Below are 26,115 nucleotides of genomic sequence, written 5' to 3'. Positions count from 1 at the left end.
GTGACCATTTCTCGTGTAAGTTGTGTAAGTATTGCTAAGATGATGATTGAGTGCACATTACACTCCACAAATCATTCGCCTGTTGCAGAGTATCCTCTATATTATACAGCGAGCGTTTAATAAATGCCTGATTCTTGCGATTTTGCAGGCCGATTGGCGACCAGATCAGAGTGCTATAGGAAGTGATTATGAAGAACACGGTAATGGGAGTATGTCTAGGCCTGCTGATGGCGTTTGCCCAGGCTGGCGATGTGCTCACTTTGAAAGCCGGACATCCGCAAACGTATGTCGTGGTTAAGGGCGATACCTTGTGGGATATTTCAGCGATGTTTTTGAACGACCCGTGGTATTGGCCGGAACTCTGGCATTACAACCCGCAGGTTAAAAATCCGCACCTAATTTACCCCGGTGACGTGTTAAAACTGATGTGGATCGACGGTAAGCCAGTGCTGGTGCGTAATCCTGGGCCTAACGACGGTATTGTGAAGCTCACACCGCAAATGCGCATTTCCGACATCAAAGACGCTATTCCAGCGATACCGCTAGATGTTATCGCCCCTTTCCTTACGCGTAGTAGAGTCGTAACCGATGCCGAATTGGCCGCTGCGCCCTATGTGTTGGCTGGCAAGCGCGGCAATATTGTTGCTGGCGCAGGCGACCAAGTGTTGGGTCGCGGCGATTTCAGCGGCGATGAAACCTACGGCATCTATCGCCGGGGTCAGGTTTACCAAGATCCGCTAACGAGTGAAATACTCGGTGTTGAAGCCATTGATATTGGGACGGCGAACCTATTGGCGACAGAAAAAGACGTGGCCACACTGACCTTGAACCGCAGTACTCAAGAGATTCGTCGCGCTGACCGCTTTATGCCACTTGAAGTGCGGCAGTTGCACGCACGGTTTGAGCCTAAGGCGCCAGCGGATAATACCAATGGCTTTATTGTTGCGGTTGAGGGTGGTTTAACCCAAATTGGTAGCATGGACGTGGTGACCTTGAATTTAGGTGAGCGCAATCAGGTTGTGCCCGGCGATGTGATGGCAATTTACACGACGGGTGTGGTGGTAACTGACCCGGTTACCAATGAGCGGGTTAAAGCGCCGGATGTGCGTGCCGGCTTACTCATGGTATTCCGCAGCTTTGAAAAGGTAAGCTATGCCTTGGTGTTAAAAGCGGAAGAGCCTCTAAAAGTGGGCGACAAAGTTAAAAACCCATAGGGACATACATCGGCGGCCTGTTTCATCAGGCCGCTTTTTTGATCGCAAGGATGCGACAGTGGAACATTTTGCCTGCCTGTGGCTGTTAACTCAGCAAACGCTAAAACTACCCCCAACTAATTTCCGGCGCTTAATTAGTCGCGTTACCCATCCACGGTATATTTTCGACCTGCCGCAGGCGGAGCTCGCTGCGCTGAAATTAAGCCGCCAACACCTCGATCGCTTAGAAAAGGTATTGGCGAGAAACACCCCCGAGCAGGAGATTGCTGCAGCGCTGCACAAGGCCAATGTCGATGTTCTATGTTGGCACGACGACAGCTACCCCGCCCTACTGAAAGAAATCTACGATGGCCCGCCGCTGCTTTACTATCGTGGTCGGCGTGAGCTATTGAATAAGCCGTTATTTGCGGTGGTGGGCAGTCGGCGCCCTAGTCGAATTGGCCGCGGCGATGCACAGGCCTTCGCCAATGCATTGAGCCGTGCTGGCTTAACCGTCGTCAGTGGTATGGCGCTAGGGGTTGATGGTGCCGCGCATCTCGGCGCACTGACTGGCGGCGCGTCCACTATCGCGGTATTGGGAACGGGTGTAGATCAGTGCTACCCCCGGAGCAATGCAGCGCTGTATGAACAAATTGCCCATGAGGGCCTGTTAATAAGCGAGTTGCCGCTAGGGAGTCCGCCTCTGCGCCATCAGTTTCCGCGCCGAAATCGAATAATTAGCGGAATGAGTCTCGGGGTGTTGGTGGTGGAGGCTGCCTTGCGCAGTGGCTCTTTAATCACGGCGCGACAGGCGCTTGAGCAAAATCGCGAGGTATTTGCAATTCCCGGTTCAATTCACAATCCCGCGAGTCGTGGCTGTAATAGTCTAATTAAGCAGGGCGCCAAACTGGTGGAGCAGCTCGATGATATTTTAGAAGAGCTCAGTGCTTGGTTTGATGGGGCCGGTGCTAGCGGAGCTGCGGCCTCGGACGACACTTACTCGGATTTGGACGTTCAGACTGACTCCCCTGTATACCGCGCGCTTGGCTATGATCCCATTGATATTGATACCCTAGCGCAAGACCTAGGTTTGCCGATCGCGGAATTGCTGAGTATTCTCAGTGACCTTGAGGTCGACGGCTGGGTTGAGCAATTCCGGGGCGCTTGGCAGCGTAGTCGTTAAGCGGGTGTGTCCGGCGGTCATGATTTATTCAAAATTCTTGCCTTAAAAGCCTGTATACTCTGGCCGCGTTCCGTTTCGGTCATTACAAGCGATTGCCCATACTGTGGATTATCTATGATGCATCGACCTGCCCAATATCGTCTGCGTCGCGCAGCAGCTCTGCTGCGTGCCGGTAAAGTTATTACTCATCCCACTGAAGCCGTGTGGGGCTTGGCCTGTGTGCCTTGGAGTGCCTCCGCCGTGGCGCGGATATTGCTATTAAAACAGCGAGATCCCGCGAAAGGTTTAGTGTTGGTCGCCGACCACGTCTCGCGGTTTCAGGGTGTTCTGCCGCTGCTGTCGGAAGAGGTGCAAGAAAAAATAATCGCCAGTTGGCCCGGGCCAAATACGTGGGTGGTGCCAGATTTCGCTTGGGCGCCAGAGTGGATTCGCGGTGATCATCACAGTGTGGCGATTCGCGTCAGTGATCATCCGCTCACCGTAGCCTTATGTCAGGCGGCCAATACCTGTCTCGTGTCGACTTCGGCGAACCCTGCTGGGCTTGAGCCCGCTCGGAGTCAGGCCGATGCGCAACGCTATTTCCGCTCGGCGATTGATTATTATTTACCTGGTCGTACTGGCGGCTTAGCGCAGCCCACTGGTATTCGCGACGCCCTTAGCGGGCAGTATTTGCGTGGTGCTTGATTAAGTGTGGCAAGTAGTCACAGGGGAGAAACAATGCAAGGTATTGATATTGAAGCAGTAAAACAGTTTTTTTTGTCATTACAAGACCGTATATGTGAGCAGCTAAGCGCGATTGATGGCCGAGCTGATTTTGTTGAAGACGATTGGGGCCGTGGTCGCAGCCGCGTGATTACCGACGGCGCGGTATTTGAAAAAGGCGGTGTGAATTTCTCTCATGTTCAGGGCGACGCAATGCCGGGTACGGCGAGTGCGCATCGGCCGGAGCTAGCGGGTCGTAGTTATCAAGCAATGGGGGTGTCGTTGGTGATGCACCCCCTCAACCCGCATGTGCCGACCAGTCACGCCAATGTGCGTTTTTTTGTTGCTGAAAAGCCTGGTGAAGAGCCGGTGTGGTGGTTTGGCGGCGGTTTCGATCTAACCCCCTACTACGGTGTTGAAGAAGATTGTCGTCATTGGCACCAGACGGCGTTTGACGCTTGTGCGCCATTTGGTGACGAGGTCTATCCACGTTACAAAAAATGGTGTGACGAGTATTTCTATATGCCCCATCGTCAAGAGGCGCGGGGGGTGGGTGGTCTATTCTTCGACGACCTTAATGAGGGCGGATTTCAGCGCTGCTTTGAGTTTATGCAGGCGATTGGTAATGCCTACACCGCGGCCTATATACCCATAGTTCAGCGTCGAAAAGACACCGCTTGGGGTGAGCGCGAGCGTGATTTCCAGCTTTATCGTCGCGGCCGCTATGTTGAATTTAATTTGGTGTGTGACCGCGGCACCTTGTTTGGCCTGCAAAGTGGTGGCCGCACGGAATCAATTTTGATGTCCCTGCCGCCGCTGGTGAGATGGGAGTATAATTGGCAACCTGATGAGAATAGTCCGGAAGCGGCACTGACGTCAGTGTTTTTGCCGGTGCGAGATTGGCTGGCCCCACAATGAGGGCAAGCAGTATGAAATATCGGAATCCGATACCTAAAATAAAAGGTTGTACCCTTTTTTATGGATAAATTAGATCAGTATGCGGTGTATGGGAACCCCATTAAGCAGAGTAAATCGCCGCAGATTCACCTGGCTTTTGCTGAGCAAACGGGGCAAAAATTGCATTACCGTGCGCACAAAGTCGAACTTGGTCGCTTTGCAGAGGTGGCTGGGCAGTTCTTTGCTCATGGTGGTAAAGGCTTAAATGTCACCGTGCCCTTTAAGTTAGATGCCTTTGAATTTGCCGATCAGCTCAGTGGCCGCGCCCGCCGTGCTGGTGCGGTGAATACCCTCGCGATTCAAGACGACGGCAGTATCTATGGCGACAATACCGATGGCGTCGGCTTGGTCAGAGATATTCACGATAATCTGGGTTGGGAATTACAAGGGCGGCGCATTCTAGTGCTTGGTGCTGGCGGCGCCGCGCGAGGTATTTTAGGGCCGCTTCTCAAAAAGGGCGTGTCGCAAATCCTTATTGCCAATCGCACGGTAGATAAAGCGCAAAAATTGGCTCAGCAGTTCGAAAAGTTGGGTTCAATCGCCGGATGTAGCTATGCCGATCTCGCCAGCGGTCAGTTTGATTTAATTATTAATGGCACTAGCGCGAGCATGAGTGGTGATCTGCCGCCACTGCCTTCGCATATCCTCAGCAATGATGGCTGCGCCTACGACATGATGTACAGCGCTAACCCCACACCGTTTATGCGATGGGCTGCCGGCGAAACCGCGTGGGCAGTGTCAGATGGTTTGGGGATGTTAGTTGAGCAAGCGGCAGAATCTTTTTGTATTTGGCGCGGCGTGCGCCCGGACACCAAGCCGGTCATAGAAATGATGCGCCAATCTCTTTCCGCTTAAGTACACCCCAAGGCTAGGAATTTAGTTTATGTTATTAACCGTAGTAGCCCTGATTGTTGGGCTGGTGTTATTGGTTTGGAGTGCAGATCGGTTTGTGCTGGGGGCGTCGGCGACAGCCAATATATTGGGAATTTCGCCACTGGTGATCGGTATTTTGGTTGTTGGTATTGGTACCTCCGCGCCGGAAATGCTGGTGTCGGCTATTGCCTCTAGTGACGGCCAAGCTGGCTTGGCAGTGGGTAATGCCCTGGGTTCCAATATCACCAATATTGCGCTGATTTTGGGTCTTACCGCTCTGCTTATTCCCTTAAATGTGCAGTCGAAGTTGATTAGCCGGGAAATTCCTCTGCTGATTATCGTTATGCTCGGTGGCTATTTTTTACTGCGCGACGGCGAACTTGGCCTGATGGACGGCAGTATTTTGCTGTTTGGTTTTGCTGCGGTGATAGTCCGCCAGCTGTGGGAAGCGAAACACAGCAGTGGTGACAGTATTGAAGCAGAGTTTGCAGCAGAGATACCCAAAGACATGGGGATTAAAGCGGCCTTGGGCTGGTTATTACTTGGTCTCGTGCTGTTGATTGGCTCTGCGCGCTTATTGGTATGGTCGGCGGTAGATATTGCCCACTTCTTTGGTTTGAGCGACTTAATTATCGGTTTGACTGTAGTGGCAATTGGCACCAGCCTACCCGAGCTAGCGGCTTCGGTGGCGGCAGCGCGCAAGAATGAGCACGATATTGCCATTGGTAATGTGGTTGGCTCTAACCTATTCAACTTGCTTGGCGTAATGGCGATTCCCGGCGTATTAGCACCCGGACCTATAGACGCAGCCGTAATGAGCCGCGATTACCCTGTAATGTTATTGCTAACCGGAATTTTCTTTTTGGTGGCGCGCAGCCCGAGTAAAGCGCGGCGCATCACTCGCCTCGAAGGCGGCGGTTTGCTGTGTATCTACGTTGCCTACATTGCTTACCTAGCATACGACGCTGGGGTGTTTTAACACCCCTCATTCGGTCTAGTTTTAATCCCGGTTCAATTCCGCAATATGGCGGTCTTTGAGCTTGGCATAATTGTTGGCGCTATAGCTAAAGTACTTAACATCGCCCTCGCTGAGTTCACGTACTGGCTTGGCGGGGCTGCCGACATAGAGCCAGCCGCTGGCTAGGCGTTTGCCCGGTGGCACTAGCGAGTTGGCCCCAATCACCACGTCGTCTTCAATTACCGCACCGTCCATCACAATACTACCCATGCCGATTAATACTCGATTGCCGATTGTGCAGCCGTGCAAGGTCACGCTGTGGGCAACCGTCACCTCGTCGCCGATCGTCAAAGGGAAACCCTCAGGGTTGTAGGGGCCGGCGTGGGTAATATGTAAAATGCTATTGTCTTGAATACTGCTGCGCGCGCCAATGCGAATGCGGTGCATGTCGCCGCGCACTGTGGTATTGGGCCAAACCGAGCTGTCGGCGCCAATTTCAACATCACCGATCACCACCGCGCTGGGATCAATAAAAACCCCACCGGCAAGTTTGGGCTGGTGTTCTTCAAAGCGGCGCACGTAATTTTGGGCCTTGTAAGTCATCAATTTGTCTCCATCTCTTCCCTAGGGTTTATGCGCCGTCCGTTATTCGCGGTATCGGCTTAAATACAGGCGTTAAGCGGCCACTGGATTTGATACACTGGGCGCATTATCTGCCATTATTACAGGGTTTCAGTTGTTATGACTGCCAATAGTTTACCGTTGTTTTCCAGTCTCGACCCCCAGCAATTAGCCGCCGATTGTGAGGCGCTTCTAAATACCACGCGCCAAAGTGTCGCAGCGGTAGTGGCTTGCGCGGCTGAGCCGAGCTGGCAGAATTTAATGGCGCCGCTTGAAGAGATCGACGACCAAATTGGTCGCTTTTGGGCGCCCCTAAGTCACTGTCACAGTGTATTGAGCGGCGACGCTTGGCGCAGTGCTTACAGCGCCTGCCTACCACTGCTTACTGCTTATAACAGTGAAATGGGTCAGAATCGGCCGTTGTTTGAGCGAGTAAAACAACTGGCTGACAGCGCAGAATTTACCGCTTTAAATGGCCCGCGCCAACAGGCCATTCGCCATATGCTCCGCGATTTTACCCTTTCAGGGGTCGCCTTGGAGGGCGACGATGCAGCGCGCTTTTCGGCCATCGCTCAGCGCTTAAGTGAGTTGTCGACCGCGTTTTCTAACAATGTACTTGATGCCACCGACGGCTGGGAAAAACATATTGAATCCGCCGCGGATTTGGCCGGCGTGCCCGCGACGGTACTGGATAATCTCCGAGAATCGGCCAGCGTGAAGGGTTATAGCGGTTATCGGCTGAGTTTGGACATTCCCAGCTACTTGCCGATTATGCAATACGCGGATAACCGCGCCTTGCGCGAAGAACTTTATCAGGCTTATGTAACGCGCGCTTCGGCACTTGGTCCCCAAGCGGGCAAGTGGGATAACGGCCCGCTGATGCTAGAAATACTTCAGCTACGCCAAGAACAGGCAAAGTTATTGGGTTTCAGTAATTACGCTGCCTACTCCTTGGCGAGCAAGATGGCAGAGTCGAATCAGCAGGTTATTGGGTTTTTAGAAGAGCTGGCTGTAGCGAGTAAACCAATGGCTGAGCGTGAGTTCGCTGAGTTGCAAGTATTTGCTGCTGGTCACGGCGTCAGCGACTTACAAGCTTGGGATGTGGCGTATTTTAGTGAAAAATTAAAAGAAGCCTCCTTCGCAATCTCCCAAGAAGCGTTGCGCCCGTATTTCCCCGCAGAAAAAGTTATCAACGGCCTATTCAAAATAAGCGGTCAGCTTTTTGATATTGAGATTGCAGCCGTCGACGCTGTCGATCTCTGGCACGACGACGGCCAGTGTTATCGAATTTCCCGGGGCGGCGAGATCCTGGCGCATTTTTATTTAGATTTATACGCCCGCAATAACAAGCGTGGTGGCGCGTGGATGGCCAACGCTCGCGGTCGGCGAATCTTGGATGACGGCACGGTACAGCAGCCTGTGGCGTTTTTGGTGTGTAATTTTTCGCCGCCGACTAGCGAGCGGCCATCGCTGCTTACCCACAATGAAGTGACCACTCTCTTCCATGAGTTCGGTCACGGCCTGCACCACATGCTCACCCAAATCGACTGCCTCAGCGTGTCGGGTATTAGCGGCGTGGCCTGGGACGCCGTAGAACTGCCCAGCCAGTTCTTAGAAAACTGGTGCTGGGAAAAGTCGGTGATTCCGGATATTTCCGCACACTACCAAAGCGGTGAAGCGCTGCCCGTCGATATGCTCGATAAGCTATTGGCTGCTAAAAACTTTCAGTCCGGGATGCAAATGCTACGGCAGATCGAGTTCTCTTTGTTTGATTTCAGTTTGCATATGCAGGCTGACATAAGCAGTGAAGGTGAAGTAGACGCAGTGCTGCAAACAATCCGTGAGCGAGTGGCCGTGTTTCAGCCGCCGGTATTTAATCGCTTCCAGAACAGTTTTTCGCATATTTTTGCTGGTGGATACGCCGCAGGATACTACAGTTATAAATGGGCGGAGGTTTTGTCTGCCGATGCATTTTCTTTGTTCGAGGAACAAGGCGTGATGAATCCCGAGGTCGGTGAAAAATTCCGTCAGGAAATACTCGAACGCGGCGGCTCAGAGGAGGCTGCGGTGCTATTTAAGAACTTCCGGGGTCGGGCGCCAGCGAACGATGCCCTGCTACGTCACGCGGGCATTACTGCAGGTAAAGGAGTTTAATTCGATGGCCACCGTATTTAATCAACGTCGATTCATTGCTGGCGCAGTCTGCCCTAAGTGCGCAGAAATGGACAAAACAGTCATGTACCGAATTTCGGATCTTGAACAAATTCGGGAATGTGTGCGCTGTGGTTTTAAGGAATCTATTCGTGACGACACCGGTAAAATTGAAGAGCCGGCAACGAGGGTCAATACACCACGCGTCGGGGAACAAGCGCTAGCGCACGAGGACGAGATCCACGTGGTGTCGTTAATCGACCCTCGCGATGGCCGTGATCGCAATGACCATTAACCGCGCTTTTGCGCGGAATGCCTAATTGCGAAAGTTAATAATTTAGGAACGCTTTTCGCTTTAACTTGCCTATACTTGCAGTAACTAATTTATGGAGGAATAGAAAATGCTGGAGCTGTTACCGCTTCCTTTTACTCACGTTGTGGGTGTTAGGGTATCCGGCAAGGTAAACCACACTGATATTGAAACAATACTGGCCGAGGTTGAGAACAAGATTGCGAGCGAAGAATATTTAGGTGTTTTTATTGAGCTTGAACATTTCGACGGCTTTACCATACGAGGCTTATTGCGCGAATTTAAGTTCTTAGCCAAATACATAAATCGTTTCACGCGTACGGCGATAGTGGGTGAACCGCGCTGGTTTAATCGCGGTACTCAACTAATAACGCGTGTCTTTCCCAATATAGAGATAGAACATTTTACTGCTCTGCAAAAAGACGAAGCACTCCTTTGGGTCAGTGAGCGGGACGCGGGTACGTTTGGTTGATACGCTAGGCTTGATGGACCAGTATTTGAATTCGTTGTGTTAAGTTAGAGACAGCAGCGCTGACACTAGCAATTGATTGTCGTAGTAAGGTGCACTGTGTTTGCTTATTAATTTAAGGTCGATAAGCACGATATCGTTCGCCTGCAAAAATGCTTTCGATAATTCCCCAAGGTAGTCGCCGTTCCTACTGTCGATAATAATAAAATCGAGCAAGCGACCCTCGATCTCCTCTCCCTCAAAATCCCTGCGTAGTTGCTGTAATAAGCCGGAAACCATGCCCTCGAGGGTCATCCCGATCTGTTCTGGGTCGTAGCCCAAATTGGGAATATACACTTTAGGGCAGTCATTGGCGGCCACTGCGCGGCCTACACCTTTGGGTATTAAATTTGCGATTAGGCTAGAGTAAAAGCTCCCGGGCGGAAAACAGATTAGCTCGGCAGTGGCGATCAGTTTGCGGTTCTTTTTACGCAAACTAGGACTCGCTACTTGCTGTTGGTCGCGGCTGCTAGAGAGGAACAGGGTTTCAATTGCGGAGCTTAGCGGTGGTTGTTCTTTGCCACTTAAGTGGTGCTGACCAATAATCTCCGTGCCATCACGCAGTACCGCGCCCAGATGTAAATTGTCATTTACCACCGCGCGTACTGTGCCTTGTACATTGACCAGCTTAGAAAATAGGAAAATAATAGGGTCTAAATACTGCTGATTATTTAAGTAACCACCAGCCAATATCAGATTGCCAATACTGGCACCACGCAGGTCGAATTCTTTGGGCATAGCATCACAAAAAAACTGCAGGTAGTTGCAAATAAGCTGGCGCATAGGGTTATTAATATCCACGATTTGTGGCGCCAAACCCTGCGCTAACTGACGCAATTCGAGCTGTAAGTCCTTGTTGCTTCCGGTTTTAGGAAGCCGGTAATTAAACAAGGTGTAAATTTCAGGGTGACCAAGTACGGATTCATCTGCCAAGGCCATTAAGCGGCTGCGCAAATCGCCAATAGCCGGCATCGCAAAAGCCTGTCTTAGCTTGGCCGAGCTGCCACCAGAATCAAAGGGTGTGACTAAATGAATCGAGTTGTGTGTGTAATTTTTTAACTCGCGGCATAAACCATTCAACGCGGAGCCGCCACTAAAAAACAGCAGTTTTGGTCCTAGTTCTGGCATTTTGTAGTAGCGACTTATCCGCAATAAATCAGGAATATCGACGCTCCTTGTCACTTTTACGCTTGGCATGAACTCGTTTCTCTGGACGTTTTGTAAGTTGCGGGCAAAAGAAAGGTATTATCCAATTAAAATATGACTGTTTCAGGTAAAGTGGAAAACATCGTCGTATCAATGCCCGGTAGAGCTTGTCTGTCACATTTTTGTAACAGACAGGCGTGCAGGATTGCTTCAAAATGAACCCAAATTTTTTGATGTAAGAGTATTGTAAGTCCATGAGGCCATTAGTTTTGAATAGCGCTGTTGTTCGCGATAATTCAGTATGCCACTGAGTAAAAGCATTAGTGATAATTTCCGCTTTCTGATTATTGAAGTAGATTCTCAGTTGGCCAAATTACATCGCTATATCGCCGCACCGGAAGCGCCATTAGCGCGAAGAATATTTGATCGCAGCGGCTATGCCCACAATTTAAAATCGCGTATTCACCGCAGTTGCCGCAGCCAATTAAGTGGCAGTGTTGAAAATGATATTATTGTGCATAAACTGCACGCAGTAGAATTTACTGCCGGTGAGCTAGATCGAATCGCTGAACTCTGCCGCGATTGCGTAAAGCAAATATCCTATGTGGATAACAGGGAAATACTCGCAGCCGAAGATTGTCAGGCCATGTTAGAGCGTTTGCGACGTGGCCTGGATCTAATTGAAAAAGCGGTGTTAGAAAGCGATAGTGATCTTGCACTAAAAATTGCTCAGGTTGAAAGCAAGCTTGACCGGGATTACCTTAAATTACTGCGTTTCCATGTCGCCGCGTTGAAGCAAAAAGACAATACCAACGATATTATTTGCTCATTGTTTGTGGCCCATAGTATTGAACAAATGGGCGATGTGTTGTTAGATATCAGCGAAGCGATTATTTCGGCTAATCTTGGTCAAACAGTAAACTTTGAACGTTTTAATACCTTACAGGCCAGCATAGAGAGTATGGCTGTTGGTGAACGCGTAAATGAGTTAAAAATTAAGGCTATTGCGGAAACCCGATCTGGCAGTGCTATTTCTGCAATTACAACGTCTGCAAGCGAAGATGATTTTCTCGGTATTTTTAAGGACGGTGAAAAGCGCAAGCTTAAGGGTGAGCGCAAAGGCCTTGATAGCTGGAATACAATTTACCCAGGCCTCGCGCCAAAAATTTTGTCATATCAAAAGCGCGGCCAATCAGCCGCTCTGCTAATTGAACATCTTCCTGGCCTCACTTTCGAGCAGATCGTACTTAATGAGTCGCCAGCGCTAATCAATGAGGCTCTGCAGCATCTGGAGATGACTTTGCGCTCGGTGTGGCAGGAAACCCACAGCAAAAAAGTCATTGCTGCCAATTTCATGCAGCAATTGGCTGTGCGACTACCCGATGTCTACACTATTCACCCTGAGTTTCGGCATAGCGATATGCAACTGTGCGGTTTAGAAATCGCCTCGTTCAACCAGTTGCTGGTCCGTGCCATGGAATTTGAATGCGAGTTAAAAGCGCCGTTTGCTGTGTATATTCACGGCGATTTTAATATCGATAATATTATTTATGACCCGCTAGAGCAGCGTATTAATTTTATCGATTTACACCGTTCGCGCTACACTGACTATGTGCAAGATATCTCCGTGTTTATGGTATCAAACTACCGGTTACAAATTTTAGATGTTGAACATCGTCAGCGTATTCTTAGCGTAGCGACGGCATTCTATGAGAGCAGTCGACGCTATGCCATGGAGCAAAAAGACGACAGTTTTGATCTACGTCTAACACTCGGCTTAGCGCGTTCATTTGTCAGTTCAACCCGCTTTATTCTTGATAAGAGCCTTGCCCGCAGCATGTTTTTGCGCGCGCGCTATTTGCTAGAGCAGCTGCTGGCCCTAGACCCTAAACAGATGTCGGGTTATAGCCTGGCGGTAAAGGATATTTTTCGTGCATGATCTAAAAATTGCCGTTATTGGCATTCCTGGAAAATGGTCTAGTGAAGTATTGGCCGATGCCCTGGCCGAGCGCACCGGTTACCGGCTGCTAATTGATATGGCCGAAGTATCTTTGGACTTACGCCGTAATACCCTAGTGGCTGGCGACGTCGATCTTGGCGCATTAGACGGCATTGTAGTAAAAAAAATTAGCACCCAGTACAGTCCGAATACGATCGATCGTTTAGAAATATTGCGCATGGCTGAGCATCGTGGTGTTCGGGTGTTTAGTGGTGCGGAGCAAATGTTGCGCCTGGTCAATCGGCTGAGCTGCACGGTTACCTTGCGCAAGGCCGACATCCCGATGCCCGACACCGTGATTACCGAGAGTCTCAGCAGTGCAGTGGCGACCGTCAGGGACTTTGGCAGTGCGGTATTTAAACCGCTTTTTTCTACCAAGGCGCGAGGTATGTGTATTATTAACAGCACACTGCCAGACGGTGCGCTGCGCGCCACGATTGCTGATTTTCAAGCAAGCAATCCCACGATGTATATTCAACGCAAAATTGCGCTGCCTGGTCGAGATTTGGGTCTGGCATTTTTGGGCGGCGAATTTTTAGCTTGTTATGCACGGGTGAATCAGGGTGATGCGTGGAATACCACTATACACAGTGGCGGCCGTTATGAAGCGTATACGCCGCCTCAAGCGCTAATCGACTTAGCCCATCGCGCTCAAGCGCCCTTTAAAATGGATTTTACCACCGTTGATATTGCCGAAACGGACACCGGTCCCATTGTTTTTGAGGTATCAGCCTTTGGTGGTTTTCGTGGGGTACAAGAAGGGGCTGGCATCGACGCCGCGGCTGCGTATAGTGACTATATACTCAAGGAACTACGTCGATAATGCCTAACTCTGAAATACTGCAAGACCTTGCCGATACACTTTGTGGTGGCCACTCCGTTAATGCCCGACATTTAGATTTAAAAATGGGCGATTTCTGCCTGCGGGTGCGGAGTAATTCCGATACTTTGCTCGAGATATTAGCTGATTATTTTGGCCATATTGTATCTGCTTTTGAACATGCTCCGCTTGAGCTGATAGCGATTGACCGTGATGAACCCACTGTAGACCTGAGGTTTGTTGATTGGCGTCGCGAAGGGAATAAACAGGGCCGCAAAGACAGCTACATCAATCTCGATAATGCGCGACTGCTGCGCAAAGTCCGCACCGGAATGGTGTTTTTGCAAAGCACAGATTTACTTCTTGCCGCTGGACCTTGCGTACGCAACGACAATCAGGTGATCAATTTTATTATTGCCCAATATATGAATTGGCTGCAGCAGCGCAACTGGCTAATTTGTCACGCAGCGGGGATTGTTTGCGATGGTCAAGCTTTCGGTCTGGCGGGTTTTTCTGGTGGTGGTAAATCCACTTTAATGCTGCAAATGATGGAGAACCCCGCAATTCAATTTGTTAGCAACGACCGCTTGTTTATTAAAAAGATGCCGGGCGTGACCTCGCTGGCGAGTTACGCGGCTGGCGTGCCAAAATTACCGCGTATTAATCCAGGTACCATCGTTCACAATCCGCGCTTAGAAAATATGATTCCAGCGCCGCGACGAACTGCGTTGTTGGCCATGCCCAAAAATACCTTGTGGGACTTGGAAGAAAAATACGATGCCGACATCGAATCACTTTATGGCGCCGGGCGAATAAGCAATGCGCCAGTGCGCTTAGCGGGTTTTGTTGTGCTTAACTGGCAGGGCGACAGTGTCGAGCAAACCCAACTAAATTCCGTGAACCTAAACCAACGCCGAGATTTACTTGCGGCTATAGTTAAATCATCTGGTCCGTTTTATCAGCGCGCTGATGGTAGTTTTCAAGATGATTTGCAGTCGATAAATGAACAGCAATATCTCGAGACCTTGGCGGGTGTGCCGGTTTACGAAGTGTGTGGCCGCCGCGACTTTAGCGCAGCGCGGTATTTATTATCGGCGAAATTAAATATGCCAATGGCGACCGAAGAATGCCACGTCTAGGAGTTGGATAATGCCACGCCAATTTGCCGCCCTCGTTCGTCACGGAGAATACCGGCAACTTGCGAATACCCCGAGTGCGCACCAAGGCTTTCCCTTAACTGAGTACGGTTGTGATCAAGCGCGAGATGGCGCGGCTGTACTTGCCGCGCTGAGCGGCCAGCATCGCTGGCAATTAGAGGCGGAAATTGATTGCTCTACCCTACTGCGAGCTTGGCAAACCGCAAGCTTGTTTTCTGCGGCGCTACAGGCCAATAAAAAGGTAAGCAAGCGCGCAGCGTTGAGTCTTGCTAGCTATGATGCTCTAGCAGAACGTGGCTTGGGCAGCGCGGCCAATTTAAGTGTCGATGCCATTGCCCAAATTATTGATGAAGACCCACGTTTTCCGGCGCTACCTGCCGATTGGAAGTGCAATAGCTATTTTCAATTGCCGCTGCTGGGCGCTGAGTCCTTGATGATGGCGGGGCAGCGCGTTGCCAGCCATATCCAACAGCAAATGGATGCGCTGGCATCGCCACAAACCAGTGCAACAGACGGTCTAAAGATTTTTATTGGCCATGGCGCGGCATTTCGCCATGCGGCCTACCATTTAGGTGTGTTGAAGTTTGATGATATTGCTGGCTTAAGTATGCATCACTGTCAGCCCATCGTCTTAGAGCATCTTGGTGCTGGTCGCTGGCAGCATTTTTCCGGAAGCTGGAAGCTACGTGGTGCCAAGGAAGAGGTTCAAGATTAGAGTGCCGCGCAACACACCGTAATTTAAATGTCATCTCTATGTAATATAAAGATAAACCAATATTAAAGAATACGTGTTCACCATACAGGCTGAGTTATGCCACAAGACAATGATCGTCGCCTACCCGATAGCGACTCAACTCCGGCGGTAGTTCGGCCTAGCGCGGTTGTGGCGTGGCAGTTGGGTAAAGACCCCGCTGATAATGCAGATGCCGAGCTCTTAGGTCAATCGGTGCAATTTGGCGCGAGCGTTTGTGATTGGAAGGCGCCCAAGCGCACGGTGTATTTCTTTGCAGACCCTCATGCTGACGCCGATGCGTTTATGTATTCTCTGCGGGCTTCTGGTGCGATCAAAGATAATCCAGCTGGAAAATTGAGTTTAACTAAGCGCGGAAAAGATGCTGTGTTTGTGATTGGCGGCGATTGCTTAGACAAAGGCCCCAGTAATTTGGAATTGCTGCGCAAGGTGCGGCAGCTCATTAAAACGGGCGCGGCAGTAAAAATCTTGGCAGGTAATCACGATGTGCGCCTGCTTATGGGGTTGCGGGCGATGAAACTAAAGAGCAGCCCGCAAACTGATCATCTTTTTGTGCGCATGGGCGCCAAAGTTATGCCGTTGTTTCGCGAAGTGTTTGATCTCTACCTGCGTGACAACCCAAAGGCGTTGGCCAGTATTCCTGATGCCGATACTTGTCGTACTGCACTGTTTCCCAGCGCAGAATGGTTTAGCGAATTTCCCTTGGCAGCCGCAGAGCGCGTTAGCGAAGAAGCGATTCGCCGCGAGCTAGAACGCATGCGCAAGAAAATGGACAGCTTTGAAAAAGCCTGTGCGAACGTTGGCCTGACATTGCGTGAGGTGTACGCCGCAGCATTGCATTGCCGAAAATTATTCTTGAGCAATAAGGGCGAGTTTTCGTGGTTCTTTCGAGACATGCAGCTCGCCTATAAATCAGGGTCATATTTGTTTATCCACGCGGGCCTAGACGACAAAGTCGTTCAGACCATGGCCGAGTGCGGACTTGGCGGGCTTAACCGCGAATACCGGAAATTGATAAAAAATGATCTATTCGATTTTTACTACGGTCCTCTGGCAAACACCATGCGCACTAAATACCGCGCAGTCGATTTGCCCTTCACCAATGAGGGCGTTGTATGTGCTTACCAGCAAGGGATTCACGCAGTAGTGCATGGTCATCGCAATCGTCATAACGGCCAAAGATTAATGTTGCGCCAAGGTATGCTGCACATAGAAAGTGATACCACTATGGATCGAAACTCCCGAAAAAAAGAGGGCTTAGATGGTATTGGCTATGGGGTGACGATTGTGCATCCACAGGGCCAAGTTATTGGTATTAGCGCTGATTACCCCGCCGCCAAAGTATTTGAGCCAGCGAGCTATTTACAGCAAGGATAAGTTTATATGCGCCAAGGGAAAGCCAGTTTTCGTCATGAATCATTGCAAGACGCGAAAACCATTCAGGATCTACTCAAAGCCATTAATAAAGGCTTGGCTAAGGGCAAATTAAGTTTTAGTGATGACGATGGCGATATCTTACTAGCGCCAGAGGGCTTGTTAAAACTGAAGGTGACCGCTAGCCAAGATAGCCATCAAGAGCGTCTAGATATCCGGATTAGCTGGCAAACAGATGACAGCCAAATCGGCACCAAACCGTTACAGATTGGCGATTAAACACCTTGTGAAAAGGCGCAAATAAGGTTCTCCCTTAATGACTTAGGCCGCGTTGATTACGTGCATCGTCAATGCTGCCAGCATTAGATACATTGCTATACCCAGCCGCTTGTAATGCGGCCATGGCCTTTCCTGCGCGCCCGCCGCTACGGCAATATAAGTGAATTTCAGCGTTTTTATCAGGAAGGATTTTGCTGAGTTCCTGAACAATTTCTCCGTGTGAAATTCGAACATCGCCATTGATGCTGTCTATGCGGTGTTCTAATTCGCTACGCACATCAATCCATGCTGGTTCGGCATAAGCTGTCGTGCTGAGAAAAAGTGCGACTAGGAGAAGCGAGGTTTTGGCGAATATATTCCATGTCATGGTTAAAGCCTCTTAATATCGATCATTTATGATACTAGATTGATTATTAGTATGTAGTATAGAAGCGACTTCAGAAAGCGGGAAATGCGTACTAGCTTCGAGTCCGTCCCCTCGGTTCATCGCTTTCATGGAGTACACTATCCGAGTGTAGGAATGCGGCAGCATCTGCAGAACCTTCAACTTTTATCGCACTACGCGTCAACATCTCTGCCTCAAACTCGGCTAACACGCTTTTTCTTATTCCCACTTCACGCCATTGGGTGAAAGCGCCACAGCCTTTTGCGATTGCCCGAGCCAGCGCAATCGCGTCGAGAAGTGCTTGATTCGCACCTTGGCCTTTGAAGGGGCTCATGGGGTGAGCTGCATCGCCAATAAGGGTCAGCGCCGCGCCTTTCTCCAGTTGCTCCGCAGTGAGTAATTCCCGGTCATATACCGGATAGCCTGATAATTTAGCCAACTGCGTTGCCGTTAAAATTTGCGGGATCGGGTCGTGCCACTGGCTCCTTCGACAGGCCTCTTCTTTAAGTGCTTGCGGCCCCAGGGCACTCAAAGCCTTGGCCTCGTGTTCTGGCATGGGAAAGCTTAATTGCCACATCACCGAATCGGCGGCATAGGGCATAATATAAATGCGTTCATTGCCGTTGGCTGTTTGAAAAACCGTCGCCGAATCCAGTAATTCACTTTCAAGGCCGTTTAAGTCTGCTAAAGGACAAATGCCCAAAATCACAATACAACCGAGATAACGTAAGGGTGTCTCCTCGCCAATCAGTAAGCCGCGCACAGCGCTGCGAATACCGTCGGCTCCGACCACAAGATCGGCCTTGGCGTGCTTCAACTTGCCGTTCGCGTGAAAACTCAACGCAACGGCGCCATCATTACGCTCTTTTAAATCGACTAGCTGGTGGCCCCACTGCACCGCGTCGTTGCCGCCGAGCTGATCAAGCAGGGCGAGACGCAAAGATTGCCGGGCGATATGCACATTGGTGCGTTTGGCCGTTTTTTTGGCACCGGGCTGTGTCCACTTTCGCATCCCCCATTCGCCAAGTACCTTGCCCGCCGTTGTATGTACAAGGTGACGTGTTGAAATAACGCCTTCTTTTAAAGTGAAAATGCCGAGCCCTTGGATAGCTTTGCTCGCTTGTTGTAGGGTCAGTCCATAACCTTGGGATCGTACATCAAAGCTGCCGTCCCGCTCGTAGAGGGTAAATGGAATGCCGCGGTGTAAACACGCTACCGCGAGTGCGACCCCGCCGATGCCACCGCCGATTATCGCGACGTGGGGGTAGTTTTCTTTATCGGGGGTTGTGGGGGCTGCAGCGGGAATCAAGCCACAGCCCGCACAATGCGTGCACGATTCCAAGTGGCCCCTCGGGCGGATAGGCGTCGGTCCCTCGCCTTTGCGCGTTTCAAACTCAGCTAGTTGCTGCAGATATAGCAGCCGCACTTTTTTGCGAAGCCTTCGGTTTCGGTTTCCACGTCCTTGGCATTTCGGGCAAATCGCCCAGTTACCCTCGTTGTATTTCACTTTTTTACGTCTACTATGTGGCGTGTGATTTTGACTTGCCCTTCTAAGCATTCAACGGTACATGTTATTTCATTCTACACCAGCCGCTGGTAGCCCACTACGTCTTGTTCTTTGGTTCAGCAGGTCGCGCGTAGACGTATTTTTGCGTATAAATTTAGTAACAAGCGTAAAGAATTCAAATAACCAAACTAATGATTTCAATTCACTAAAGCGGCCGAGATATCAGGCATGACATACAGTTGAACTGAATCCGCGACAACTCAAAAAACTAACTTATGATTGTCCCGTATGATCTGGTAAGGAAAATGGAGTGCAAGCTTCTTACTTTTTTGATGCTAATCATAAAATGAAATCTCCCCTGCGCTATAGGGAGATTTCATCATCGGAGGGTAGAATTTGTCTAGGCATCGAGAATTATACCGATGGATGCCTAGGCAGTTACAAAGACCGCCAAATTTCGAACGTAAACGGTAGTTCATTTATCGAGCAAGCTAAAAAAGCGATACTTCCAGCATCAGATGTCGTTGAGTAAGATACTGGCCAGCAAATTTCCCGGTAACTACCATCAGAAGATTTTTCTATCACAAATGCACCGTTATTCGTGTCACTGATTAAAATGGTGTAATCGTCCGGCGAGTTTCCGTCAGGAGAACGCAAGCCGCCACTGGAGTCACATACATCTTGGTTGTTTCCGCCATTTTGATGTTTTGCGAGCAGCCCCTGAGAAGTTCCTTCGAATACATTGCTGAAATTGTACAGGGACTTACAGTTACCATTGATTGCGTCGTAAACATATATAAGGCTTCCATAGCTGAAGAAATTATTTATTAGGCGGTCGTCAAAGTCCGGAATTAAAATACTCGTTGTATTATTCCATGCGCCTTTCACATCTTCACCAAAAGCCAGCGTGCCTGCAAAATTTGAATTTGCGCCATCCACTCCCGAATAAGTCAATTCAGAAGAACTCGTTGTCCAATCGAAGTCCCCGGTATCGTCCAAGCTAATAACATCATCGCTATCAACATAATGATATGATCCCGTCAAGTCTGGGTTAAATGTTAGCTCAGTGTAGCTAAGCGTATTCGCTTCAATTTCACGGTATTTATTCGCGACAAGCTTATTATTTAGCTCGGTAATGTCGCGTTCAAATCTGGTTAGTTCTGAGCCTAACTCGCTCCCCTCAAATTCACAGTTTGCTTCAATGAAGTAGGGTGAAGAAGAGATGATAGTGCAGCTATCACTAAAATTATCTCCTGTCATAGCGAGATCTTTCCCGTTTAGAACAGCGGTCATTGAATAGCTACTTTCTGTACAGTTTCGTTTTGCATGCGCTTCTGTTGCGCTCCAAGACGTCTCGTTATTCGCACAGTTGTCGAATTCAGATAGCATTAAAGTGCCGTTTTCTGAAAAGGTGTATACGGCGTTCACGTCGCCATATTTTGCGTCTCGAGTTATCCAGCGTCCCTCCAAGAAAGTGGTGGCATTTAGGGTGATCATTGTGTTGTTAAAATGTGCCAGCGCATCTGATTCCGAAATCAACGGTATTGTTCTATCGGTGCTTTCGAGTGCAGAAACCAGATCATCTTGAAAAGTGGCGCTACTTATTTCTAGTGAAGAAAAATCGGGTTCATTTGAAGAGCTAAAGCCGGTCAAACTGATGCCGTTGCCAGCGATTTGGTCAGTATCTAGGGATTGCAAAAATACGAGTGTGTTTTTAACGGACTGGTTATTCACATCAGTAGTGGAAAATAAATCCAGTGGAGAAAATACGGCACTGTTTACGCCGGTAACGACACTTCCAAGCAATAACCCATGATAACTGAATGTTGTTGATTCCCCAGATTTATAGAGAAAGCCCCCATTGTTATCAGTAAGGCCCTGATAACTAGGGGAACTGTATTCTAATCCAGATACGCCAGAGTCAATGAAATATGCTTTTTTCTGTGGGCTGACATCACTCGGTGTTTCATCGCCACCGCCACCGCCACCGCCACCGCCACCGCCACCGCCACCGCCACATGATATAAGTAAAAATACGGATAACAGAACGACTGGGAACCGTATCGATTGTCCGAGTTCACGATAAGTCATTATTTTTATAACTCCTAACTTAGGTCTTATTAAATTATGTTTAGATAAATACTAGTCGGGAAAGTCGGTGCTTGCCACTTGCTTGACCATTGTATTCGGGTTCCGAGAATTTCCTTTTGTGCCTATTGTAAATTACGCAAGTACGTAACCTTGAAATTTACAGCGCAAATTTATATGTATATCTGCGTAGATATACAAATGCGTAAAAGCGTTTTGTAACAAGGTCATTGCTTAAGGGGCTGCTGTGCGTTGACAGTAGCTATGAATGATTGGCAAGGAGGTCCCCGCGCGTGATGCTCTATCTGCAAAAAAATGACGAATAAAAGCGTGATTCACCGCGCGGGATGTAAGTATTATTTACTCAATTACACTAAAGCTTAAACCTGCATAAGCTTTCAGGCGCTCGATCAGGGCATTGCCAAAGCAACTGGCCGGGGTTAATAGGCCACCACTGACTTCGGCTTTTTCGATATCCCGCGCGAGGCAAATACTGGCTTGGCCGAGCATCTTTGCTGTAGAGCCATAGCCGGGATCGCGATCGCCGGTGACTTTGCATATTAAGTTTTTGCCATTGGCGGTGCTGCCGTAAAAGCGCAGATCGTAGTAGCCATTTGTTTGGTCTTCTGGGCTTGGGCCTTCGCCAGGTGCTGGTAATAGGCGCTCTAGTATCCAGCGTCCGGGTTTTAAGCTTGCCGTCACCATAAAGCCAGCTAAACCACCGCCCATGGCGGATGCGCGGAGCCGACCACCGAGGCCACTGCCGACTTGCATGGCTTCGTCATATAAGAATGGTTTGGCGTAGGCCTGCGGCAGTAAATGATTTGTACGCTGTACAACCCGAGTGTTAATCGCCGCCATAATGAAAGGAATGGTCCAGCTCTTCGATGCCGTATCATTTTGGGCGAGACCGGGATTTACCTGACGAGTTTTAGTGGTTTCGTCAGGGCAAAGTGAATAAGGGTCGGCTATTTCTTTGCGCAGTGCCGGGTTGCCGGAGGCTTCTTTCATGACATTGATCAAACTGGCAAAAGTACCACCAGATAATCCACCTTTGATGGCTTTAACGCGCATTTGAATTTTGTTGCAGTTTTCGCCAAACAATTCTGTGCTCTGTTGTTGGGTATAGTAAACCCCGAGATCTGATGGGATAGAGTCGAAGCCACAGCAGTTCACGATACGCGCGCCAGATGCTTTGGCAGTGCTGTGGTAGCGGTCGACCATTTGGCGGATCCACTGAACTTCGCCGGTGAGGTCGCAGTAGTCAGTGCCGGTTTCGGCGCAAATTTTAACTAGGGTCTCGCCGTACAAGGCGTACGGGCCGACGGTTGTGGTAACGACGCGGGTTTGGCTGCATAAATTGCGCAAGGCAGCTTCGTCGCTGGCATCGGCAATGATTACCTCGAGATCGTTGATCCCTAATTTGGCCTTTACGGCGTCTAGCTTGCTGGCGGAACGTCCCGCGATAGCCCAGCGAAGTGCAGGCTCCTCTTTGCAGCCCGCAAGATAATTGCAGAGAATTTCGCCAACAAAGCTACTGGCGCCGAATACCACGATGTCGTATTTAGATTCTGCCATGTTTTTCCCTCAAGGGTGTGATGTTAGAGCGAGCCGTGAACGTGGGGCTCGGAGCGAGCTGTGGATCAGAGCTTAGCACTATTTGTTCACTGTCAACATTGCTTCGTGCATATGCTGGCGATACCCGAAGGTTCGATTATTTGTAGTGTGGTGTATTGGTTTTACATTGGCCGCGATCGTGATCATCTAGAATTTTTTCGCATTCTTGTAGACGCCACTCCCGCGATTGATCGTAGTTCGAGGTGCCGCAGGCGCTAAGCGTAAGAACGCAGGTAACGGACAGTAATAGTACAAACAAGCGCATAATAAGGCTCTGTGATGAGTGAGGTGGCGTGTTGATGTTCGACCAAATTGCCGATGATAATGCTCCCTGCGTTTACAGATAATTGCAGGAATTTTCGCGAGCCGCTCCGCGTTGAAAAACGCTCGCGTCCGCTTATTCATCATTAATGGCTAAGCATACTGCCTAACATGGCCAAAGCAAAACCAATGACCGCAGCAAGTGGTGGCGCGCGGTGTTTGCGCAGTTGTACTTGGGGCGCTATGTCCTGAAAAATCAGGTACAAAATACCACCACTGGCGACCAAGAGAATAGCGCCCAGTGTTTGGGGTAGATCACCGAGAAAATAGTATCCCACTAAACCGACGGCCGGCCCAAGTGGCACGAGAGCAAGCATTAGCATGAGTACCTTATTACTTGGATATTTGGCTTCGCGGAGTTCTTTATAGGCGTTAAACCCTTCGGGCAAGTTCTGTAGTCCGATCAGTAGGGCAAGCAAGACGGTAGCGTCGGCCCCGGCTGCGGCAAGGCCGCCTAATGCGAGTGATTCGGGAAGGAAGTCCAGTAGCATCCCGGTAAATTGCGGCGCACTGTGGCGGTGTATGTCTAAAAAGCGTTCTAAACCATAAAATAGTAAGCCGCCACCGAGCAGTAACAGTGTCGACCACGGGGCAAAGTGCAGATGCTGTAGGGCCTCGGGTACGAGCACCATGGCAACAGCGCCAAGCAAAATACCGGCGCCTAGGGCTATTATTGCGTGTCGAAATTCGCGTGCTAGCCACTGCTGTTTAATACGGGTGCGGCTGGCGATGTAGCCACCCAGTGGAATACAGGCGCCAGCACCTGCAGTGAGCACGACAATTTCGGCAATTCCCTGCATTGCTAAAAACAGCCTTAGTTAAGGTGTTGGCTTGAGATAGGCGTTTAGTGCGGGATCGAGGCTGCGCATAAAGTCTTCTACCTGCCAGGTATAAGGGGTGTTGTCGCCCAAGGTGGCATTAATCTGGTGGTGGCTGAGGTCAACCGTAATGATGTTGGTGCGCACCGCCAATTGCGTGGCCTTATCTGCCAAGGCCTGAGCCTGCGGGCAGCTGTCATCGCGCTGACTGGAACAGACTAGCGCGATGGGTTTGATGTCTTTATGGAGGTATTCAACAGCAGAAACTTTTCGCCAGTAATCAGCTGAGTCGCCAAACGCTTTGTCGTAAAACCGCGAGTGTGGGTTTCGCATAATTTCTATGACATCGAGCGCGGCGCTGTCGAGCCACACACTGCCGAGTATCGGTTTTAAGGAAAACTTTTCACCAAGCGATTTATCTGTTGCCAATAAGGACACCAAGTGAGCGCCAGAGGAGTGGCCCATCAGTATAATTTTACTGGCATCAGCGCCCCATTCCGCGCTGTGAATTTGTACATAGGCCAGGGCGGTGGCAACATCTTCAGCTTGCGTATAGGGATCCGCTGCGGGGATTAGGCGGTAATTGGCCGATATAACTACCCAGCCTTGTTTTACCCAACGCCGAACTTTGGTCTTTATAACGCTATGGTTGGTTTTGTCGCCAATGCGCCAAGCACCACCGTGCACCATAAATACGATTGGTCTGCTGGCCAGCTCAGTGTCGGGCAGGTAAACGTCGAGCGCCTGGGCTTTGTCGAGTCCGTACGGGAGGTCTTTCAGGGTAGCGCTGAAGCTGCTATTGGCAAAACAAAGGCTGAAAAAAATCGCGCAAATAAATTTGCTGGGCATGAGTTGCTCTCTTGCTAAGCCGCACTCAGGTGGCGGCTTAGTTCGCTTTTGGGTTTATTGCTTGTCGTTGGGTATGTCGCAGCTGGCGCGATTAGCCCATAGCGACGCTAAAATTGCGCTTCGGGTGATGAGGCCGGTCAACTTGCCGTCTTCTGTTACGGGATAAGATTTGGGTTTGAGCTTGCCCATCTTTTGTGCCAAATCGATAATCGACGAATCCGCGTCGACGGCCAAAACTTCACGACTCATAACGTCGTCAACAATAGGTGCGCCCTCGCAGTGATAACTGCTGACCAGTACTGAATGAATACAGTCTTGCTCTGAGACAAAGCCAACCAATTCACGGTCATCATTGATCACTGGCAAGCCAAACACACCATGTTTTAATAGGGTTTCTACGACCTCGCCGAGATCGGTACCCTGCTTTACAGCAGGCGATGGTGTTTTCATCACGTCCCTAACGAGCATTGAGGTTGTCATAAATCACTCCTTTTGTGTGATGAGTTGTGTAAAGCAATCACTGTGCCCACTAGCTAAGCATAGCTTACGCCTATTTTCAGCAATGGCGCAGTGTTAATAGCCAAAGTCCGTGTGACTCCCGACCGCGGCTATTTGTTCCATGGCTGAACTCATCACTACTATAATCCGAGATCAGCCGCTGGTTAACACGCCGTCGCGATAATCGCGCATAGCCTGCTCGATCTCATCGCTGCTATTCATGACAAAGGGACCATATTGCACGACGGTTTCGCCAATGGGGCTGGCCGCCAATAATAGTAGCCGAGTATCACCGCTGGCTGTAATCAACAGCTCGTCGCCCTGACTCAATAGCGCACTGGTGGTGCTGGCAATCACCTGCTCGCCAATAATGGCCTCGCCCTCATAAACATAGACAAAGGCATTGTGTGCTGCAGATAAAGCGATCTTGCTGGTCTGCCCGGCTTTGAGTCGGAGGTCGATATAGATCGGGTCAGTGCTCAAGTGTTGGCCATCGAGGCCATTAATATAACCCTGCACTAGTTGGTCGTCGATCTGGCACTGGCCAGCAATCAGGACCGCCTCTCCGCCGTTATTAAGCGACAGTCTTGGGATCTTGTCAGCGGGAATGTCCTCGTAGTGAGCTGGCCGCATTTTTTCTGCGGAGGGCAGATTTATCCACAATTGAAAACCACGCATTCGGCCAGCCTCTTGCTGGGGCATTTCCGAGTGGATGACGCCCCGCCCGGCCGTCATCCACTGCACGCCGCCGTCTTTGAGGTGACCCTTATTACCTAAATGATCCTCATGCAACATATGGCCGTCTAGCATATAGGTGACGGTCTCAAAGCCGCGATGGGGGTGCGATGGAAAGCCGGCGAGGTAGTCCGCGGGCTCGTCGGAAAAGAATTCATCCAGCATTAAAAACGGATCATGGCGAGCACCATTCGACTGGCCAAGACTGCGCTTGAGCTTGACGCCGGCGCCGTCTGACGTGGCTTGGGCCGGAATGATTCGAGATACGCTACGGCTAGTCATGATGCAGCTCCTAAATTGATGTTGATCGACACG

General features: G+C 50.0%; 26 protein-coding genes. 15 read left to right on the top strand and 11 right to left on the bottom strand.

Going from position 1 to position 26,115, the window contains the following annotated elements; translation table 11 throughout:
- The first annotated feature begins 188 nt into the window (after positions 1–188).
- The 6 genes from ABD836_RS07825 to ABD836_RS07800 all read left to right on the top strand — a co-directional run bounded on the left by ABD836_RS07825 (position 189) and on the right by ABD836_RS07800 (position 5,887).
- Positions 189–1,214 (top strand): LysM peptidoglycan-binding domain-containing protein, encoded by a 1,026-nt coding sequence (locus ABD836_RS07825; protein ID WP_344934268.1) that lies wholly within the window; start codon positions 189–191, stop codon positions 1,212–1,214.
- A gap of 58 nt (positions 1,215–1,272) precedes the next feature.
- Positions 1,273–2,376, top strand: coding sequence for a DNA-processing protein DprA (dprA, locus tag ABD836_RS07820; protein WP_344934266.1), 1,104 nt, complete (start codon positions 1,273–1,275; stop codon positions 2,374–2,376).
- Between the two features lie 114 nt (positions 2,377–2,490).
- Positions 2,491–3,060: a Sua5/YciO/YrdC/YwlC family protein gene (locus ABD836_RS07815; RefSeq protein WP_344934264.1), complete on the top strand. Its 570-nt coding sequence runs from the start codon at positions 2,491–2,493 to the stop codon at positions 3,058–3,060.
- Between the two features lie 33 nt (positions 3,061–3,093).
- On the top strand, positions 3,094–3,996 hold the full coding sequence (gene hemF, locus ABD836_RS07810) for an oxygen-dependent coproporphyrinogen oxidase (RefSeq protein WP_344934261.1): 903 nt from the start codon (positions 3,094–3,096) through the stop codon (positions 3,994–3,996).
- A gap of 60 nt (positions 3,997–4,056) precedes the next feature.
- Entirely contained in the window at positions 4,057–4,890 is an 834-nt protein-coding gene (gene aroE / locus ABD836_RS07805; protein ID WP_344934258.1) for a shikimate dehydrogenase, read from the top strand.
- Between the two features lie 28 nt (positions 4,891–4,918).
- The gene (locus tag ABD836_RS07800; RefSeq protein WP_344934256.1) at positions 4,919–5,887 is read left to right on the top strand and encodes a calcium/sodium antiporter; all 969 of its coding nucleotides are present in this window, start codon (positions 4,919–4,921) and stop codon (positions 5,885–5,887) included.
- Between the two features lie 21 nt (positions 5,888–5,908).
- Here the strand turns inward: ABD836_RS07800 and ABD836_RS07795 are convergent, their stop codons facing one another.
- The gene (locus tag ABD836_RS07795) at positions 5,909–6,469 is read right to left on the bottom strand and encodes a gamma carbonic anhydrase family protein (protein WP_344934251.1); all 561 of its coding nucleotides are present in this window, start codon (positions 6,467–6,469) and stop codon (positions 5,909–5,911) included.
- A gap of 138 nt (positions 6,470–6,607) precedes the next feature.
- On the opposite strand from ABD836_RS07795, the gene ABD836_RS07790 reads away from it, so the two are divergent.
- The 3 genes from ABD836_RS07790 (at position 6,608) to ABD836_RS07780 (ending at position 9,420) form a co-directional block, all read left to right on the top strand.
- Positions 6,608–8,641, top strand: coding sequence for a M3 family metallopeptidase (locus ABD836_RS07790; RefSeq protein WP_344934248.1), 2,034 nt, complete (start codon positions 6,608–6,610; stop codon positions 8,639–8,641).
- Between the two features lie 4 nt (positions 8,642–8,645).
- Positions 8,646–8,933 (top strand): YheV family putative zinc ribbon protein, encoded by a 288-nt coding sequence (locus tag ABD836_RS07785; RefSeq protein ID WP_344934246.1) that lies wholly within the window; start codon positions 8,646–8,648, stop codon positions 8,931–8,933.
- A gap of 106 nt (positions 8,934–9,039) precedes the next feature.
- Positions 9,040–9,420 carry a SpoIIAA family protein gene (locus tag ABD836_RS07780; protein WP_344934244.1) on the top strand — a complete coding sequence of 127 codons (381 nt, stop codon included), beginning with the start codon at positions 9,040–9,042 and terminating at the stop codon, positions 9,418–9,420.
- Positions 9,421–9,459: 39 nt separating this feature from the next.
- Here the strand turns inward: ABD836_RS07780 and ABD836_RS07775 are convergent, their stop codons facing one another.
- The gene (locus ABD836_RS07775; protein ID WP_344934242.1) at positions 9,460–10,653 is read right to left on the bottom strand and encodes a GAK system CofD-like protein; all 1,194 of its coding nucleotides are present in this window, start codon (positions 10,651–10,653) and stop codon (positions 9,460–9,462) included.
- Positions 10,654–10,903: 250 nt separating this feature from the next.
- On the opposite strand from ABD836_RS07775, the gene ABD836_RS07770 reads away from it, so the two are divergent.
- The 6 genes from ABD836_RS07770 (at position 10,904) to ABD836_RS07745 (ending at position 16,982) form a co-directional block, all read left to right on the top strand.
- Positions 10,904–12,541: a PhoU domain-containing protein gene (locus ABD836_RS07770; RefSeq protein WP_344934240.1), complete on the top strand. Its 1,638-nt coding sequence runs from the start codon at positions 10,904–10,906 to the stop codon at positions 12,539–12,541.
- Positions 12,534–13,424: a GAK system ATP-grasp enzyme gene (locus tag ABD836_RS07765; protein ID WP_344934238.1), complete on the top strand. Its 891-nt coding sequence runs from the start codon at positions 12,534–12,536 to the stop codon at positions 13,422–13,424. Before ABD836_RS07770 ends, ABD836_RS07765 begins: the two co-directional genes overlap by 8 nt.
- Positions 13,424–14,560, top strand: coding sequence for an HprK-related kinase B (locus ABD836_RS07760; RefSeq protein ID WP_344934236.1), 1,137 nt, complete (start codon positions 13,424–13,426; stop codon positions 14,558–14,560). Before ABD836_RS07765 ends, ABD836_RS07760 begins: the two co-directional genes overlap by 1 nt.
- Positions 14,561–14,570: 10 nt before the next feature.
- Positions 14,571–15,293: a histidine phosphatase family protein gene (locus tag ABD836_RS07755; protein ID WP_344934234.1), complete on the top strand. Its 723-nt coding sequence runs from the start codon at positions 14,571–14,573 to the stop codon at positions 15,291–15,293.
- A 96-nt stretch (positions 15,294–15,389) separates the two neighbouring features.
- A complete protein-coding gene (locus ABD836_RS07750; RefSeq protein ID WP_344934233.1) occupies positions 15,390–16,706 on the top strand; it encodes a metallophosphoesterase in 1,317 nt (438 codons plus the stop codon).
- Positions 16,707–16,712: 6 nt separating this feature from the next.
- On the top strand, positions 16,713–16,982 hold the full coding sequence (locus ABD836_RS07745) for an amphi-Trp domain-containing protein (RefSeq protein WP_344934231.1): 270 nt from the start codon (positions 16,713–16,715) through the stop codon (positions 16,980–16,982).
- A 34-nt stretch (positions 16,983–17,016) separates the two neighbouring features.
- On the opposite strand, the gene ABD836_RS07740 is transcribed toward ABD836_RS07745, so the two are convergent.
- The 9 genes from ABD836_RS07740 to ABD836_RS07700 all read right to left on the bottom strand — a co-directional run bounded on the left by ABD836_RS07740 (position 17,017) and on the right by ABD836_RS07700 (position 26,082).
- A complete protein-coding gene (locus ABD836_RS07740) occupies positions 17,017–17,349 on the bottom strand; it encodes a rhodanese-like domain-containing protein (RefSeq protein ID WP_344934230.1) in 333 nt (110 codons plus the stop codon).
- A 91-nt stretch (positions 17,350–17,440) separates the two neighbouring features.
- Positions 17,441–18,709 (bottom strand): FAD-dependent oxidoreductase, encoded by a 1,269-nt coding sequence (locus tag ABD836_RS07735; protein WP_344934228.1) that lies wholly within the window; start codon positions 18,707–18,709, stop codon positions 17,441–17,443.
- A 603-nt stretch (positions 18,710–19,312) separates the two neighbouring features.
- On the bottom strand, positions 19,313–20,965 hold the full coding sequence (locus tag ABD836_RS07730; RefSeq protein WP_344934226.1) for a hypothetical protein: 1,653 nt from the start codon (positions 20,963–20,965) through the stop codon (positions 19,313–19,315).
- Between the two features lie 357 nt (positions 20,966–21,322).
- Positions 21,323–22,540 (bottom strand): saccharopine dehydrogenase family protein, encoded by a 1,218-nt coding sequence (locus ABD836_RS07725; RefSeq protein WP_344934224.1) that lies wholly within the window; start codon positions 22,538–22,540, stop codon positions 21,323–21,325.
- Positions 22,541–22,676: 136 nt separating this feature from the next.
- Positions 22,677–22,844: a hypothetical protein gene (locus tag ABD836_RS07720; protein WP_344934222.1), complete on the bottom strand. Its 168-nt coding sequence runs from the start codon at positions 22,842–22,844 to the stop codon at positions 22,677–22,679.
- Positions 22,845–22,986: 142 nt separating this feature from the next.
- On the bottom strand, positions 22,987–23,700 hold the full coding sequence (locus ABD836_RS07715) for a ZIP family metal transporter (protein WP_344934219.1): 714 nt from the start codon (positions 23,698–23,700) through the stop codon (positions 22,987–22,989).
- An 18-nt stretch (positions 23,701–23,718) separates the two neighbouring features.
- Positions 23,719–24,567 (bottom strand): alpha/beta hydrolase, encoded by an 849-nt coding sequence (locus ABD836_RS07710; protein ID WP_344934217.1) that lies wholly within the window; start codon positions 24,565–24,567, stop codon positions 23,719–23,721.
- 54 nt (positions 24,568–24,621) lie between these two features.
- The gene (locus ABD836_RS07705) at positions 24,622–25,047 is read right to left on the bottom strand and encodes a CBS domain-containing protein (protein WP_344934214.1); all 426 of its coding nucleotides are present in this window, start codon (positions 25,045–25,047) and stop codon (positions 24,622–24,624) included.
- 171 nt (positions 25,048–25,218) lie between these two features.
- Positions 25,219–26,082 (bottom strand): pirin family protein, encoded by an 864-nt coding sequence (locus tag ABD836_RS07700; protein WP_344934212.1) that lies wholly within the window; start codon positions 26,080–26,082, stop codon positions 25,219–25,221.
- Positions 26,083–26,115: the final 33 nt, after the last annotated feature.

Source organism: Zhongshania borealis, assembly GCF_039539625.1.
GTDB classification, from domain to species: Bacteria; Pseudomonadota; Gammaproteobacteria; order Pseudomonadales; family Spongiibacteraceae; genus Spongiibacter; species Spongiibacter borealis.
The sequence above is the reverse complement of the archived record's forward strand: the minus strand, read 5'-3'. Positions and strand labels throughout refer to the sequence as shown.